The organism is Ochrobactrum vermis (assembly GCF_002975205.1).
Lineage (GTDB): Bacteria > Pseudomonadota > Alphaproteobacteria > Rhizobiales > Rhizobiaceae > Brucella > Brucella vermis.
The window spans coordinates 2449588-2465000 of record NZ_PCOC01000001.1; the positions used below are offsets into that span (position 1 = coordinate 2449588).

A 15413-nucleotide genomic window follows, 5' to 3' on the forward strand; every position below is an offset into this window, starting at 1 on the left:
CCTTTATGCAGCTTCCGTATTACTGGCAGCGCGCACCACCAGATCGTTGCGATGGATCATCGCCGCTCGCGCATCATAGCCAAGAATTTCGCTGATCTCATCGCTTTTATGGCCTGCAATCTTGCGCGCATCCTCGGCATCGTAAGCAATCAGTCCGCGCGCAATCTCGCGACCATCTTCATTGATCACCGCAACCGTATCGCCGCGCTCGAACTGGCCGTCGATCTCTTTGACACCTGCAGGAAGGAGCGATTTGCCGGATTTCAGCGCCTTGGCCGCACCGGCATCCACCGTCAGACGGCCTGCCGGTTCAAGATTGCCGGAAATCCAGGTCTTCCAGGCATTGACCGGTGCCCGCGCCGGTTCGAACAACGTTGCGCGCTCCCCGCGGTCGATTGCCGAAAGCGGACCGAAACGCGTGCCCGACGTAATAATCATCGCAGTGCCTGCCGCATTGGCGATCTTGCCCGCGTCCAGCTTCGTCTTCATGCCGCCGCGCGACAGTTCGGAAGCTGCGGCTCCGGCCATGGCTTCAATTTGCGGGGTGATGGTTGTAACCAGCGGCAAAAACTCCGCATCCGGGTTCTTGTGCGGCGGGGCGGTATAAAGTCCGTCAATATCGGACAGCAGGACCAGCAGGTCCGCACCCATCATGGTCGCCACTCGCGCGGCCAGACGATCATTGTCACCATAGCGGATTTCGGTGGTTGCCACCGTATCGTTCTCGTTGATGACCGGCACGGCCTTCAGCTTCAGCAACGTCTCGATGGTCGCGCGCGCATTGAGATAGCGGCGGCGCTCCTCGGTATCGGAGAGCGTGACGAGAATCTGGCCAGAGCGGATGGAGTGGCCGCCGAGCACATCGGCATAGGCCTTGGCGAGCGCGATCTGGCCAGCTGCGGCAGCCGCCTGACTTTCCTCAAGCTTCAGCGCCTTCTTTGGCAAGCCCAGAACCGTGCGCCCGAGTGCGATTGCGCCCGATGAGACCACCAGCACTTCGACACCTGCATGATGAAGAGTAGCAATGTCCTGCCCGAGGCTCTCCAGCCAGTCGCGCTTCAGACCGGTTGCACGATCCACCAGAAGAGCGGACCCGATTTTGACAACGATGCGGCGATAGTCTTTCAGTTTCTTCAGCATGCTTTCATTCCCCTCGCCGCATCTAAAACGCATCCCGAAAAGTGTGAAACGGTTTTCGGACAAGATACGCGCCCAAATAAAACCCGATGCTTACTCTTCGGCTTCTGCCGTACCCGCCTCTGCGGCGCGGCTTCGATCGATGACGCTTGCGAGCTGGCGCAACGCATCGTTGAGACCTTCATGGCTCACCGCCGAAAGCAGCAGCGGCTCACGCCCGCATGCTTTTTTCAGCGCCTTGATCTTCGCCTTGCGTGCTTCGGGATCGAGCGTATCGATCTGCGACAAGGCAACAATTTCCGGCTTTTCGGCAAGCCCGTGTTCGTATGCTTCGAGTTCACCGCGAATGACCTTGTAAGCCTTCGCCACGTCCTCTTCCTGCGCGGAAACCAGATGCAGCAGAACGCGCGTGCGCTCGACATGACCGAGGAAACGGTCGCCAAGACCGATGCCTTCGCTGGCGCCTTCGATCAGGCCAGGAATATCGGCGATGACGAATTCGCGGCCATCCACACGCGCAACGCCCAGATTGGGATGCAGTGTGGTAAATGGATAGTCGGCAATCTTCGGCTTGGCTGCTGTCACACTTGCAAGGAAGGTGGATTTTCCGGCATTGGGCAGACCGACCAGACCGGCATCGGCAATCAGCTTCAGGCGCAGCCTGATCGTGCGCTCGATACCGTCCTGCCCGGGATTGGCGCGGCGCGGCGCGCGATTGGTCGAGGTCGTGAAATGCAGATTGCCGAAGCCGCCATTGCCGCCCTTAGCGAGCCGGTAGCGCTGGCCGATTTCGGTGATGTCGCAGATCAGCGTTTCGTCGTCTTCCTCGAAAATCTGCGTGCCGACGGGTACTTTGAGAACAACGTCATCGCCCTTGCCGCCGGTCATGTTGCGGCCCATGCCGTGCATACCGGTCTTGGCCCGGAAATGCTGCTGATAGCGATAATCGATCAGCGTGTTGAGACCGTTTACAGCCTCCACCCACACATCGCCGCCGCGTCCGCCGTCGCCGCCGTCGGGCCCGCCGAATTCGAGAAATTTCTCGCGGCGGAACGAAACCGCCCCCGCCCCGCCATTGCCGGAGCAGATATAGATCTTTGCCTGATCGAGAAACTTCATTTGAATGTAACCTTCTTGGATGCCTGCGCTCTGGCAGGCTTTTGGGCGGCATGCGCCCCGAATGTCGTTACATGCGGGCGTGCCCGCATGTGGTGTGTTGCAATTACAGCAAAAGCGGCCTCCTGCAAACAGTTGAGGAGGCGAGATTTCACCCGAGTTTGTCTTTCCAGACCGGATCAGTGAAATCGATATAGATCAACTCCTGATCCAGATACTGACCCTGCACGGAAAGTGACTTGGGTTCGACACCGTAAGTCTTGAAACCGAGCGCATAATAGACGCGTTTGGCGGCATCGTTGGTGGCCACCACCTTGGCATCCAGAACGACGACCTGGCTTGCAGCATGATCGATGACCTTGCTGACAAGAGCCTTGCCCAGCTCCAGCCCACGCGCTTCGGGAGCCACATAGACACCCCAGAGCGTGCCGCGATGGCGCTCCGACTTGCGATCGTGACGGAACATGCCTGCCGTTCCCAACAGGTTTTCACCATCGAAGGCGCCGAAAACCACATTGCCGTTCACCTGCTCCAGACGACGTGCAAACAGGCTGTCCGAATAGGCGTTTTCTTCGTCGAAACTCGAACCGAATGCCATTGGCGCACGCTGCAAAGCGCTTAATCTTATGGCCCGATAGCGATGCAGGTCGCCCTTTTCGAGCGCACGCACCACGATCTTGTCGCGGGCGATTGCGTGAGTATCCATCATTTCATTCCCCGTTATTTCAGGTCCTGCGCATATCCGGTAAGGTTTGGTACGCAGCAGGACCCTTTACTTATGACTGCCAGCTTCTCAGCCCGATCCAGGTGCGGCGATCGAGGACATAGCGCTCGACCGGGACATTGCCTGCGGCAAGCGAGTCGGCCATGCCCATGCTGCTGAACTGGAACCCGCACTTGTGGATCACCCGGCGCGAGCCGCCATTGCTGGCACGGCACGAGACATGCAGCCGCTCGATAGCAGTTGCACGGAAAGCCAGGTCGATCAGCGCGTGAGCAGCTTCCGTGGCAAAGCCGTGGCCCCAATAGGGTTCACCCAGCCAATAGCCGATTTCCAGCCCTTCACCGTGTTTATACGCATGGATGCCGCAGCACCCCATAAAGATGCCGGTTTCCGCTTGCGTGATGGCGTAGATACAATTGCCCATCTCGCCTTTTCGCACGCGCTCGACAAAATCGACGGCATTTTCACGCGTGTAGGGATGCGGCATACGAGCAAGCATACCGGAGACGCGGGCGTTATTGGCAAGATAGGAAATCGCATCCACGTCTTCGACATGCGGCGGGCGCAGGACCAGCCTTTCAGTGACGAGGACAGGACAGTCTAATTCATAAGCCAGATCGGGCCCTAATCCGGGCGACAGATCCGTGTAACTGTCTCGTCTTTCGCTACTGCTTGCGTCGTAACAATCTTCTTCCAGAACTTCGACAACCATTTTTCGTTCCTCCAGATGCAAAAAGGGAAGATGGTGGCCCCATCTTCCCTTCGATCTTTTGGCTAGGCTGCCATTTACACCGGGTCCGATGGGACGCCGGTGCTTTAGAGAGTGCCCGGCTTACTCTGCTGCTTCCGCGATCGGGTTAACCGATACGTACGTGCGGCCGTTGGCTTTCGTACGGAAAGACACGGAACCGTTTGTGGTTGCAAAAATCGTATGGTCCTTGCCGAGGCCGACATTGGCGCCCGGATGCCACTTCGTGCCGCGTTGACGCACGATGATGTTGCCAGAAACGACAGCTTCGCCGCCGAACTTCTTCACGCCAAGGCGTTTGGATTCTGAATCGCGACCGTTACGCGAGGAACCGCCAGCTTTTTTGTGTGCCATTGGTGTTCTCCTTTAATCTCTCTACTTACTCAGCCGACTCGGCCTTGGCTGCAGCCTTCTTAGGCGCTGCCTTCTTCGGCTTTGCGGCTTCGCCTTCAGCGGCGCCTGCCTTCGGAGCCTTCTTCTCGGCGGCCTTCTTGGATGGCTTTGCGCCGTCAGTGAGGATCTCCGAGATACGGATGGTCGTCAGTTCCTGACGATGACCGCGGGTGCGCTTCGAGTTCTGACGACGACGCTTCTTGAACGCGATGACCTTGCGAGCACGGCCCTGTTCAACAACTTCGGCGGTGACGAGAGCGCCAGCGACGACCGGTGCGCCAATGGTCGAGCCGACCATCAGGACTTCTGCGAATTCTACGATGTCACCGGCTTCGCCAGCAACTTTTTCGACCTTGATCAGGTCATTTGCGGCAACGCGGTACTGCTTGCCACCGGTCTTGATGACTGCGAACATTTGTTGTCCTTTCGGTTGTTCGGTCCGGCTCTCATTTCCACGACATTGGCGTCGAAGTGATGGGCCGTCTTTTTATCAGTCGGTTGATGAGTGGGCGTGAAGCCCTTGATTGCGACCTCGGAAACCCGAAATTCCGCAATCAAAACAATAGGCGCAGATCACCCCACGCCCAAGGTCTGGTGCTTATAGGTTTGAAGCTGCAGAAAAGTCAAGAATTTTCACAACGGAATGCAAATTAGCTCTTGTCTAATCAGCGCTGGCCCGTTATTGAGCCGCTACACACTTAGCATTCGCTTTAGATGCTGTTTGACGGCGCGATTTTATAGATCGCTTTACCGGATTGCACAATGCGGAGAGGTGGCTGAGTGGTCGAAAGTACCGCACTCGAAATGCGGCGTGGGGGTAACTCCACCGTGGGTTCGAATCCCACCCTCTCCGCCATATAACTTCAAGGTCGTGCGTCTTCCTGACAGGTATTCTCGGGCTTACAGGTCAATCCGGCCTGCGCCAGCAGACCAGCCACGCCATCACGCGCGCCCAGCCCCTCGGGATCGCACAGATATTCCATGTGATCACTCAGATATCCGGCCATCGGCGCACGCCAGTCTGATGAGGTTTCGATCATCTGTTCCGACGTATAAAGCAGATACTCGACATATGCCCCATAGGCGGTGAGCTGCGTCTTATCGCTGAGCGAGCAATAAGACGCACGCGCCAGCTCAGGTTTTTGCACAGTCAAATTCAGAAACTCGCGATATATCTCACGCGCGGTCTGGTCGCGCTGAATCAAATCGGCCTGACCGACCTGATAAGGAATGATAACCAGCGCAGAAAGCGCGGCAAAGGCCGTAGCGATCCCGCCCAAAGCGGTCAAGGGTTCGATATTGCGCCGCAACCAGTTCCGCATGGTCAGACCTTGGGTTGCTCATGGGTGGCGCAATGGATGCCGCCGCCAACCTCACCCACCGGATCGATATTCAACGTGACAATCTCCCTGCCGGGATACAGCTTGCCAAGAATGGCCGCTGCTTGTTCGTCGACTTCCCGATCGCCAAACTCAGCAGCAATCACCGCGCCGTTACAAACATAATAGTTAACATAGGAAGACACAAAATCGCTGTTGCTCACGCGGATGTCATAGGGCTCCGGCAAAATGACCATATCCAGCTTGCGCCCTTCGGCATCGGTGGCTGCGGCAAATATGTCATGTGTTTCGGAGGCAGCAACCGACCATGGATCGTCGGAGTCGATCTTGTCTCCCATCTGGATTAACAACTGCCCCGGTTTGACGAAACGAGCCAGCGCATCAATATGATAGTCGGTGATATCCGCACCGATGATACCAGGCGCCCAGATCATCTTGCGCGCACCCATCGTGTTCAACAACATCTGTTCGATTTCAGCTTTGCTACCCTGATTGCGATTGGCATTGATGAAACTGCTTTCGTGGGCGATCAACGTGCCGTGGCCGTCGGTCTCAACACCTCCCGCTTCACCCACAAGGCCTGCGTCGAAAACCTGCAGCCCCAGCCGTTCGGCTATCCGCGCGGCGATCTGACCGTCTGCACCGTGGGTTTGCTTGTTACCCCAGCCGTTGAAGTTGAATTGTGTAATGGCCAGACCACCCTTGCCGTCAATGACAAATGAGGGGCCGGAATCGCGACACCACAAATCGTCAGTCGGAATGTCCCAAATTTCAACGTTGCGCGAGACCAGCTTGCGGACAGCGCGGTGATACCGGGCCGCAGCCAGCATCACAACCGGCTCGAACTGTGCAATGGCGTTCGCAATTTTCGCAATGGTTTTCTGAATATCATCAAGGAAATCAGGATCGTCATAGACAGCGGGATTTACCGGCCATTGCATGAACGTGCGCTCATGGGGCTCTGTTTCTTCCGGATACCAGAAACCGGCAGAACGAGCCGAGGAGCTGCCTGCCTGCCCACGGAGTGATTGTATTGACAGGCCAGCGGTGGCAGCAGCGGCAAAAAGCAAGGTCTGGCGGCGGGTCATCATTGCATCACCATGAAAATAACAAAGAAAATTAATACTTTAGACTATTTTAATATAAGGTAGAGCTACCCACACGCACTGTCAACAAAGGCGCGCTTCTCCACGCCGCGCAAACCATGCTAGAAGAGCATTATGACTGTGTTATCCGCCGATGCTCCCATCTATCATCCCCCGCTGGAACCCTATGTCTCGATCCTTCATCGCGACGCAGGCTTTCTCGTGCTGGACAAGCCGAGCGGTCTGTTATCCGTGCCGGGGCGTCATCCAGCACTGTCGGACAGCCTCGCGACACGAGTTCAAAAGCAGTTTCCGCAAGCCCAGATGATCAACCGTCTCGACAAGGATACGTCCGGCCTTGTGCTGATGTCGCTCAACCGCAAGGCCCACGCCGCCATCGCCTCGCAGTTCGAGGCCCGAACGGCGCAAAAATCCTATGTCGCCGTTGTCTGGGGCTGCGTCGAAGATAACGAAGGGCTGATCGACCTGCCCCTTGCGATAGACCCCGACAACAAGCCGCGCCATCGCGTCGACCATGATCATGGCAAACCGGCGCAGACCCGCTGGCAGGTTCTCGACAGGGGTGATGCAAGCACCCGGCTGCGGCTCTTTCCCCTGACAGGCCGGACGCACCAGTTGCGCGTTCATATGAAAGCGCTCGGCCATGTGATCCTCGGCGACGAATTCTACGCCGAAGGTGAAGCCCTCGCTGCTGCAGACCGTCTGCTGTTGCATGCGGAAGAACTGGCTTTCCGGCACCCCGACGGGCGCGACGTGACATTCACCGCGCCCTGCCCCTTCTGAGAGCATTCATGTCGCAGAAAATAGATACATCGGAGCTGATCGTCGATTTTGTCGGAGGCGCTGTCGGCCACCGGTTCCGCTCCGGCGAAGGACGCGGGCAGGCTCTCGCCAAGGCTGTCGGAATGACGCGCGATGTCATGCCCGAAATCGTGGACGCAACAGCCGGGCTCGGGCGTGATGCTTTCCTGCTGGCATCGCTCGGTGCAAAGGTGACTTTGATCGAGCGCTCCGAAACGATGCATGGCCTTCTGGCCGAAGGGCTGGCGCGCGCAGCGGCGGAAGGCGGGCGCTATGCCGAGACTGTCGCACGCATGACACTTCTACAGGGCGATTCCTGCCTGCTCCTGCCGGAACTGAAGCCGCAGGTCGTTCTGGTCGATCCGATGCACCCTCCCCGCGGCAACAGCGCACTCGTCAAGAAGGAAATGCGCCAGATCCGCGAGATCGTCGGTACCGATCCCGATGCCGAAAAGCTGATGCAGGTTGCGCTGGAGGCAGCACAGAACCGTGTGGTTCTGAAATGGCCCTTGCGCGCCGACCCGATGGCCGGATTGCGCAAACCATCCCACCAGATACTCGGCAAAAGCACGCGCTATGACGTGTTCGTCAAGGCCCGAATTAGCTGAATATTGCGCAATAGCTACGACTGCTTGCTCCCGCCTGAAGCAAGGCCACGCGACATTTCGACGGAATAGACGCTGACCCCATTGCGGCCCTTCGCCTTGGCATCGTACATCGCAGCATCTGCGGCCGCGAACAGTTCCGCAGCCGAGCGACCATGTTTCGGAAAGCAGGCGACACCGATGCTGCAGGTGACTTCCAGATAAGTTCCGTCAAGTTCGACCGGCTCGCTGATCTTCCGTCTGATTTCATCCAGCCGGGAGCAGAAATCGCCATCATCCGCCTGCAAGACGAGAATGAACTCATCGCCTCCCATGCGCCCGGCAAGTTCACCATCGCGCAGTAAAAGTGAAATCCGTCCGGCAATCTGCTGCAGAAGCTTGTCGCCTGCAGCATGACCAAGCGTATCGTTGACCGGCTTGAACTGATCCAGATCGAGAAAGCCAACGGCCACTCGCTGAGAGTGTGCCGCCGCCTGTTCGAGAATCTGTCCAAGTTTCCGCTCCAGGAAAGCCCTGTTAGCCAGCCCCGTCAACGTATCGTGTTCGGCCAGATAGCGGATGCGCTCGTCGGCGATACGCCTGTCGATGGCAATTCCGCTCATCCTGGCAGCAGTGGTAAAAAACTCCGTGAGGACGCGGTCATCCGAAGCGTCGCCATTGACCGCGAAACCAAGAGCACCATGCCCCTGCCCGTCCGCAGACGGGATTTCCATGGAGAATATGGCTTCACTATCGGGAACCAATGTCTTCAGCACCGCTTCAAGCGCTGCGAGAGAAAGTGGCTCACGTCCGTTTCTCACACCGAACGACAAAGAAGGGAGGGAAGGCGCAGAAATGACAACATCTTCAGCGGTCTCCCCGGTAACAACGGCAACACAGCGAATACCGGCGGCAAGACCTTCCAGCAAACGGGTCAACTGATCGACGAAATCCGGTATGGCCACCGCACTTACCGTCATTTCCAGAATACGGGCCTGAACCTGCATGAAGCGTTCGGCCTTTTTCTTGAGGGAAATGTCACGAGACGCGCCCACAACGCCGATGATATTGCCGTTTCTATCGCGCAAAGGCACCCGCGAGATCATCAGCCAGCGATCCGTTCCGCCACGCATGGCGCGCTCTTCATAGCCGAGATCGGGCTGGCCGCTTTCCATGACCTGTTTTTCAATCTCGGAAATATGGGCCGTGATCGCGGCTTCCCCGTGAATATCGAAATCGGTCAGTCCAATGAGTTCATTGATGTCCGAAAGGCCGTTGTTGCGAACCACCGCATCATTGGCGAACAGAAACCGCCCCTGCAAGTCCTTGGCATAGATGAAGTCCGGCACGTGATTGATCATCGCAACGAGCCAATCAAGCTGCTCCGTGCCAACGGGGGCATTGTCGCCCACCTTCAGTTGTGACGGTTGACTGGTCCCTTCAGCAGGGTGCGGATTGCCGTTGTTCTCATCAGCGCCTTGCGCCGCCTGATCTGCCAGTCCTTTCATGGATAGAGCCCCTCCATGCCTACAAGATCATATTAGCAATCTTTTGATTGCTGTGAATGGCATAAAACGGCCGCATCCCCCGCTTTACTCACATCCGATACTCTTTTCCGTGACTTTACGAGCCGCGCACAAACTGCCAACATCGATCCTGAGTAGAATAAATTACGATTCCCCCGTTTGAATTCGCGGGATTTATTTAAGCAATTAATTCACGACATATCAGTCCGATGACGAGGTCTCATGAAACAGAGCATCGACCTGACGACGGCCCCGATCAATCAGGCTTTGCTGCTCTTCGCGTTGCCGACACTCGGCTCATCAATATTGCAATCGGCGAACGGGTCAATCGACACGATCTGGATCGGCCAGTTGCTTGGCGAGAATGCACTTGCGGCAACGACAAACGGCAATCTGGTGATGTTTCTGCTGACTGCTTTCGTATTCGGCTTTGGCATGGCATCAACGATCCTGATCGGACAGGCATTCGGACGGCACGACGTTGAAACGGCGCGCACGATAGCGGGCACCACCGTCGGCACTTTCGTGCCGCTCAGCATCGTTGTCGCCGTCATCGGCTGGCTGCTTGCCCCCAAAGTGCTTGAACTGCTCGGAACGCCTGAAACAATCGAGCCGCTGGCCCGCGCATTTCTGCAAGTCACCTTTCTCGCTATGCCGGCAATCCTGATGCAGACGATCCTGATGATGGCTTTGCGCGGCAGTGGTGACGCCATGACCCCGCTGATATTCATGGGAATGGCCGTGCTGCTGGATATAGCCCTCAATCCCGTCTTCATTCTGGGATGGGGTCCCCTACCTGCACTGGGTATTGCGGGTTCTGCATTGGCGACGGCTGCCGCCAATTACATAAGCCTGACCGCAATGCTTTATTATATCTATCACCGCGACCTTCCGTTGCGCTTGCGTGGCAAGGAATTATGGCTCCTTGTCCCTGACCGGGAACTACTGCGACTGATCTTCACCAAAGGGTTGCCGATGGGCATCCAGATGATTGTCGTATCAAGCTCGATGCTCACAATGATGCGGCTGGTCAATCAGGAAGGTGTCGATACGACGGCTGCCTTTGGCGCCACACAACAGCTCTGGACCTATGTGCAGATGCCTGCAATGGCGTTGGGCGCCGCTGTGAGCGCCATGGCTGCCCAGAATATCGGAGCCGGAAAATGGGATCGTGTGAACTCGATAACTCGCATCGGGGCAATTTACGCGGTGCTGATGACGGGAGCACTTGTTGTTCTTCTGCTTCTCGCGGACCGGCAGGCCATGCAGATATTTCTCGGCGCAGACAGCGCGGCGATCGCGATCGGTCAGCATATCGGGCGGATCGCGACGTGGGGCTTCATCGCCTTCGGTGTGTCGATGGTTCTTTTCGGAACCGTGCGCGCAAACGGTCAGGTCATCTGGCCACTCGTCATTCTTTTCGTATCCATGTACCCGGTGCGCCTTGGCGTCGCCATTGGCCTGCGTGAACAGCTTGGTTCCGATGCGCTCTGGCTGAGCTTCCCAGCCGCTATGGTATCAACCCTGCTGATGGCGACAGTCCTTTATTTTTACGGCGGGTGGCGAACGAACTCCTCAATGCATACTGACACCCACGAACTTCAAGGGGAGGCGGCTTGCGTGTCGCAATCGGCAGAAGCCACCCCATCAAGCAACGCGCTTACTCCAAATGCTCCACTTGTTGCGGAAGTTGAGCCCGAGACATAGGTTCCCGTACAACCAATAAACAGCGTTTCGTTCATGCTCGATCAAGACAACACGAACGATGGCCTGGTTAGACTATCGTTTCACAGCCTCTCCAACAAAAGCGCGGAGTGTGACACGATCCCGGTCCATATTATGAAAGGAACCTTCATGCTCCAATTAAGACCTATGCGAGAGGATGAGTTCTCGACCTATCTCGGCTATTTCATTCCTGATTACGCAGTAGAAGTTGCATCAAGTTATCGTCTTTCCGACGCAGCCGCTCTTGAGCAAGTAAAACGAGAAATGGCTTCGGACTTGCCTGACGGTGTCAATACGAGCGACCAGATTTTGCTGTGTTTAATCGATCCTGCCAGCGGCCCTGAAAAGCTCCTCGGCTATCTCTGGTACAAACAGGATCCAGCAAAGCATGTGGCATTCATTATGGACTTCTACATTTTTCCTTCGTTTCAGGGAAAAGGATACGGCAAGTTGGCGTTAGCAACCCTGGAGATGGACCTAAAACGTAAAGGCTTTCGGCAAATCAAACTCCGCGTCGCTGCTGACAACGTGCGCGCAAGGCATGTTTATGACGCAACGGGATTTCACGTGACCGGTGTCAATATGAACAAGTCACTCACTTAACAGAACATTTGGACCCAAGTCGGCAAACGCACTCGAGCTTTCTGATCCGATGACTGATAGCGGAAGTTGAGACGCCGATTTCGTTAGCGGCCTGTTTCATGCTTTGTCGCCGTACGATGGTGACGAATATGTTGAGATCGGCGATGACCGACCGGTGGAGGTTCGCCATTGCGCTTCCTTTTCTACCCGCGCCGTTTGATAGCTTGGGTGTGCTTGTTTGTCTCTATTCTGGGAGGTGGGGAGTTTTGACGAGGGGTGCTGCCAACGCAAAAACCCCGTGGCATATGCCACGGGGTTTTATGTTTTGTTGCGGGCAGGATTTGATCCGTTCGTCGGTGAACTGGTTCACGGGATCAATTCCTTGTCGTCGTCCCGCTTCGGCTTGTGATCCTGCTGGGGTGAGAGCATAAAAAAATCGATCCAGAGGATCGATTTGCGGTCGAACGTGCCGCTCGATGCAGCTTGCACGAGCCGTACAGCTACGACCAGGATGGCGTATGCATCAGAGCTTTTAGTGATTTAAGGGGATTTGGTTGCGGGGGCAGGATTTGAACCTGCGGCCTTCAGGTTATGAGCCTGACGAGCTACCGGGCTGCTCCACCCCGCGTTATGGGTGTTATATTGTAACCGGTTTTGGTATTTTTTTGCGTATATCGCTTAAATGATCTGTTTTGTATGGGATTTGAGAAGATGTTTTGATTTGTGTGCTTAGCAGACCTGGCAGCGACCTACTCTCCCGTGTCTTAAGACAAAGTACCATTGGCGCTGGAGCGTTTCACGGCCGAGTTCGGAATGGGATCGGGTGCAGCCGCTCCGCCATAACCACCAGGTCGGCGAAGAACACAAATATGAGAAGCTGGTTGTCTTTCGTGCTGATTGTAATGATATCAGTTTAAGGGCCTCGAAGCGTAAGCTTCGCAAGGCCGACTGGCCGTCGCCGATGTTTCGGCGTGCCGTCCGCAGGCTAGCCTGACGAAGTCAGGCGCTCAGCCGTAAGGACATAGTCTTAACTGATATCTATCGAACGTTGTTCGATGGATATTGTAAATGGGAGTGATCAAGTCGATCGAGCTATTAGTACCGGTAAGCTACATGCGTTGCCGCACTTCCACACCCGGCCTATCAACGTGGTAGTCTTCCACGGCTCTGATAGGGAATACTCGTTTTTAGGTGGGTTTCCCGCTTAGATGCCTTCAGCGGTTATCCCGTCCGTATATAGCTACCCTGCTATGCCGTTGGCACGACAACAGGTCCACCAGAGATACGTCCATCCCGGTCCTCTCGTACTAGGGACAGATCCTATCAATATTCCTACACCCACGGCAGATAGGGACCGAACTGTCTCACGACGTTCTGAACCCAACTCACGTACCGCTTTAAATGGCGAACAGCCATACCCTTGGGACCTGCTCCAGCCCCAGGATGCGATGAGTCGACATCGAGGTGCCAAACAACCCCGTCGATATGGACTCTTGGGGGTCATCAGCCTGTTATCCCCGGCGTACCTTTTATCCGTTGAGCGATGGCCCTTCCACGCGGGACCACCGGATCACTATGACCGACTTTCGTCTCTGCTCGACTTGTCAGTCTTGCAGTCAGGCAGGCTTATGCCATTGCACTCGACGAACGATTTCCGACCGTTCTGAGCCTACCATCGCGCGCCTCCGTTACTCTTTAGGAGGCGACCGCCCCAGTCAAACTACCCACCATACACGGTCCTGGACCCGGATAACGGGCCGCAGTTAGACATCCATATAGGCAAGGGTGGTATTTCAAGGATGACTCCACAATGGCTGGCGCCACTGCTTCAAAGTCTACCACCTATCCTACACATGCCGACACGAATGCCAGTGTAAAGCTATAGTAAAGGTGCACGGGGTCTTTCCGTCTAACCGCAGGAACCCCGCATCTTCACGGGGAATTCAATTTCACTGAGTCTGCGTTGGAGACAGCGGGGAAGTCGTTACGCCATTCGTGCAGGTCGGAACTTACCCGACAAGGAATTTCGCTACCTTAGGACCGTTATAGTTACGGCCGCCGTTTACTGGGGCTTCAATTCAATGCTTGCACATCTCCTCTTAACCTTCCAGCACCGGGCAGGCGTCAGACCCTATACGTCGTCTTGCGACTTCGCAGAGCCCTGTGTTTTTGGTAAACAGTCGCTACCCCCTGGTCTGTGCCACCCCCACCCAGTTGCCTGAATGGAGGTCACGCTTCTTCCGAAGTTACGCGTGCATTTTGCCGAGTTCCTTCAACGCAGTTCTCTCAAGCGCCTTGGTATTCTCTACCAGTCCACCAGTGTCGGTTTAGGGTACGGTCTATATGCAGGAGCTATTTCCTGGAACCGCTTCGCTGCACATTCAATCCAATAAGAATGTACAACACACGCGATCCGTCACTACCTGCAGGCCCACGAATATTAACGTGGTTCCCATCGACTACGCCTTTCGGCCTCGCCTTAGGGGCCGGCTAACCCTGCTCAGATTAACTTTAAGCAGGAACCCTTGGACTTTCGGCGAGGGAGTCTCTCACTCCCTTTATCGTTACTCATGTCAGCATTCTCACTTCCGATACCTCCAGGATGTCTCACGACTGTCCCTTCACAGGCTTACGGAACGCTCCGCTACCACGCACAAATGTGCATCCACAGCTTCGGTGTATGGCTTTAGCCCCGGTACATTTTCGGCGCAAAGACCCTTATTTAGACCAGTGAGCTGTTACGCTTTCTTTAAATGATGGCTGCTTCTAAGCCAACATCCTGGTTGTTTTGGGATCCTCACATCCTTTCCCACTTAGCCATAACTTAGGGACCTTAGATGGTGGTCAGGGTTGTTGCCCTCTTCACGACGGACGTTAGCACCCGCCGTGTGTCTGCCCAGTAGTACTCCCCGGTATTCGGAGTTTGATTAGGATCAGTAAGACGGTGAGTCCCCATAGCCCATTCAGTGCTCTACCCCCGGGGGTATTCGCTGGACGCTCTACCTAAATAGATTTCGCGGAGAACCAGCTATCTCCAAGTTTGATTGGCCTTTCACCCCTAGCCACAAGTCATCCCAATCTATTGCAACAGATATGGGTTCGGTCCTCCAGTACGTGTTACCGTACCTTCAACCTGCTCATGGCTAGATCACTTGGTTTCGGGTCTAATGCATCGAACTATATCGCCCTATTCAGACTCGCTTTCGCTGCGCCTACACCTACCGGCTTAAGCTTGCTCGATACACTAAGTCGCTGACCCATTATACAAAAGGTACGCTGTCACCCAGAACAAATCTTGGGCTCCAACTGTTTGTAGGCATTCGGTTTCAGGTACTATTTCACTCCCCTCGTCGGGGTGCTTTTCACCTTTCCCTCACGGTACTGGTTCGCTATCGGTCATGCACGAGTACTTAGGCTTGGATAGTGGTCTACCCATGTTCAGACAGGATTTCACGTGTCCCGCCCTACTCAAGGACTTATAATCGTGTTGCGTGTACGGGGCTATCACCCACTTTAGCCAACTTTTCCAAGTTGTTCCACTTTACTCATATAAGCCACTGGCCTGGTCCGCGTTCGCTCGCCACTACTAGCGGAGTCTCGTTTGATGTCCTTTCCTCTGGGTACTTAGATG

At 55.7% G+C, this 15413-nt stretch carries 14 protein-coding genes, 2 tRNA genes and 2 rRNA genes (1 of these 18 running past the window's edge); 5 read left to right on the forward strand and 13 right to left on the reverse strand.

Annotation, left to right across the window (positions count from 1 at the left end; translation table 11 throughout):
- Positions 1-3: 3 nt before the first annotated feature.
- The 6 genes from proB to rplU form a co-directional block, all read right to left on the reverse strand.
- A complete protein-coding gene (gene proB, locus CQZ93_RS12140) occupies positions 4-1140 on the reverse strand; it encodes a glutamate 5-kinase (protein WP_105542777.1) in 1137 nt (378 codons plus the stop codon).
- Positions 1141-1230: 90 nt separating this feature from the next.
- The gene (gene obgE / locus CQZ93_RS12145; RefSeq protein WP_105542778.1) at positions 1231-2256 is read right to left on the reverse strand and encodes a GTPase ObgE; all 1026 of its coding nucleotides are present in this window, start codon (positions 2254-2256) and stop codon (positions 1231-1233) included.
- 148 nt (positions 2257-2404) lie between these two features.
- Entirely contained in the window at positions 2405-2962 is a 558-nt protein-coding gene (locus CQZ93_RS12150) for a GNAT family N-acetyltransferase (RefSeq protein ID WP_105542779.1), read from the reverse strand.
- A gap of 67 nt (positions 2963-3029) precedes the next feature.
- On the reverse strand, positions 3030-3689 hold the full coding sequence (locus tag CQZ93_RS12155) for a GNAT family N-acetyltransferase (protein ID WP_105542780.1): 660 nt from the start codon (positions 3687-3689) through the stop codon (positions 3030-3032).
- Positions 3690-3809: 120 nt separating this feature from the next.
- Positions 3810-4079 carry a 50S ribosomal protein L27 gene (rpmA, locus tag CQZ93_RS12160; RefSeq protein ID WP_105542781.1) on the reverse strand — a complete coding sequence of 90 codons (270 nt, stop codon included), beginning with the start codon at positions 4077-4079 and terminating at the stop codon, positions 3810-3812.
- A 25-nt stretch (positions 4080-4104) separates the two neighbouring features.
- Positions 4105-4533: a 50S ribosomal protein L21 gene (rplU, locus tag CQZ93_RS12165; protein WP_105542782.1), complete on the reverse strand. Its 429-nt coding sequence runs from the start codon at positions 4531-4533 to the stop codon at positions 4105-4107.
- A 351-nt stretch (positions 4534-4884) separates the two neighbouring features.
- On the opposite strand from rplU, the gene CQZ93_RS12170 reads away from it, so the two are divergent.
- Positions 4885-4974, forward strand: a tRNA-Ser gene (locus CQZ93_RS12170).
- A 7-nt stretch (positions 4975-4981) separates the two neighbouring features.
- Here the strand turns inward: CQZ93_RS12170 and CQZ93_RS12175 are convergent.
- Together CQZ93_RS12175 and CQZ93_RS12180 are read right to left on the reverse strand one after the other, a co-directional pair.
- Positions 4982-5440 carry a hypothetical protein gene (locus CQZ93_RS12175; protein WP_105542783.1) on the reverse strand — a complete coding sequence of 153 codons (459 nt, stop codon included), beginning with the start codon at positions 5438-5440 and terminating at the stop codon, positions 4982-4984.
- 2 nt (positions 5441-5442) lie between these two features.
- Positions 5443-6549, reverse strand: a complete 1107-nt coding sequence (locus CQZ93_RS12180; RefSeq protein ID WP_105542784.1) for an agmatine deiminase family protein — start codon at positions 6547-6549, stop codon at positions 5443-5445.
- A 129-nt stretch (positions 6550-6678) separates the two neighbouring features.
- Between CQZ93_RS12180 and CQZ93_RS12185 the strand changes: the two genes are divergently transcribed.
- Positions 6679-7347 carry a pseudouridine synthase gene (locus tag CQZ93_RS12185; protein ID WP_105542785.1) on the forward strand — a complete coding sequence of 223 codons (669 nt, stop codon included), beginning with the start codon at positions 6679-6681 and terminating at the stop codon, positions 7345-7347.
- An 8-nt stretch (positions 7348-7355) separates the two neighbouring features.
- The gene (locus CQZ93_RS12190; RefSeq protein WP_105542786.1) at positions 7356-7973 is read left to right on the forward strand and encodes a class I SAM-dependent methyltransferase; all 618 of its coding nucleotides are present in this window, start codon (positions 7356-7358) and stop codon (positions 7971-7973) included.
- Positions 7974-7987: 14 nt separating this feature from the next.
- On the opposite strand, the gene CQZ93_RS12195 is transcribed toward CQZ93_RS12190, so the two are convergent.
- The gene (locus CQZ93_RS12195; RefSeq protein WP_105542787.1) at positions 7988-9457 is read right to left on the reverse strand and encodes a diguanylate cyclase domain-containing protein; all 1470 of its coding nucleotides are present in this window, start codon (positions 9455-9457) and stop codon (positions 7988-7990) included.
- A gap of 240 nt (positions 9458-9697) precedes the next feature.
- Here CQZ93_RS12195 and CQZ93_RS12200 point away from each other — a divergent pair, with 240 nt between their 5' ends.
- Both CQZ93_RS12200 and CQZ93_RS12205 read left to right on the forward strand, forming a co-directional pair.
- A complete protein-coding gene (locus tag CQZ93_RS12200) occupies positions 9698-11182 on the forward strand; it encodes an MATE family efflux transporter (RefSeq protein ID WP_105542788.1) in 1485 nt (494 codons plus the stop codon).
- 33 nt (positions 11183-11215) lie between these two features.
- Positions 11216-11803 (forward strand): GNAT family N-acetyltransferase, encoded by a 588-nt coding sequence (locus CQZ93_RS12205; protein ID WP_286153188.1) that lies wholly within the window; start codon positions 11216-11218, stop codon positions 11801-11803.
- Here the strand turns inward: CQZ93_RS12205 and CQZ93_RS12210 are convergent.
- From CQZ93_RS12210 to CQZ93_RS12225, 4 genes are all read right to left on the reverse strand, one after another.
- Positions 11796-11972, reverse strand: coding sequence for a LysR family transcriptional regulator (locus tag CQZ93_RS12210; RefSeq protein ID WP_105542789.1), 177 nt, complete (start codon positions 11970-11972; stop codon positions 11796-11798). The two genes, CQZ93_RS12205 and CQZ93_RS12210, sit on opposite strands and share 8 nt — an antisense overlap.
- 361 nt (positions 11973-12333) lie before the next feature.
- Positions 12334-12410, reverse strand: a tRNA-Met gene (locus tag CQZ93_RS12215).
- 108 nt (positions 12411-12518) lie between these two features.
- A 5S ribosomal RNA gene (rrf, locus tag CQZ93_RS12220) occupies positions 12519-12633 on the reverse strand.
- Between the two features lie 223 nt (positions 12634-12856).
- Positions 12857-15413, reverse strand: a 23S ribosomal RNA gene (locus CQZ93_RS12225); it runs 256 nt beyond the window's last position.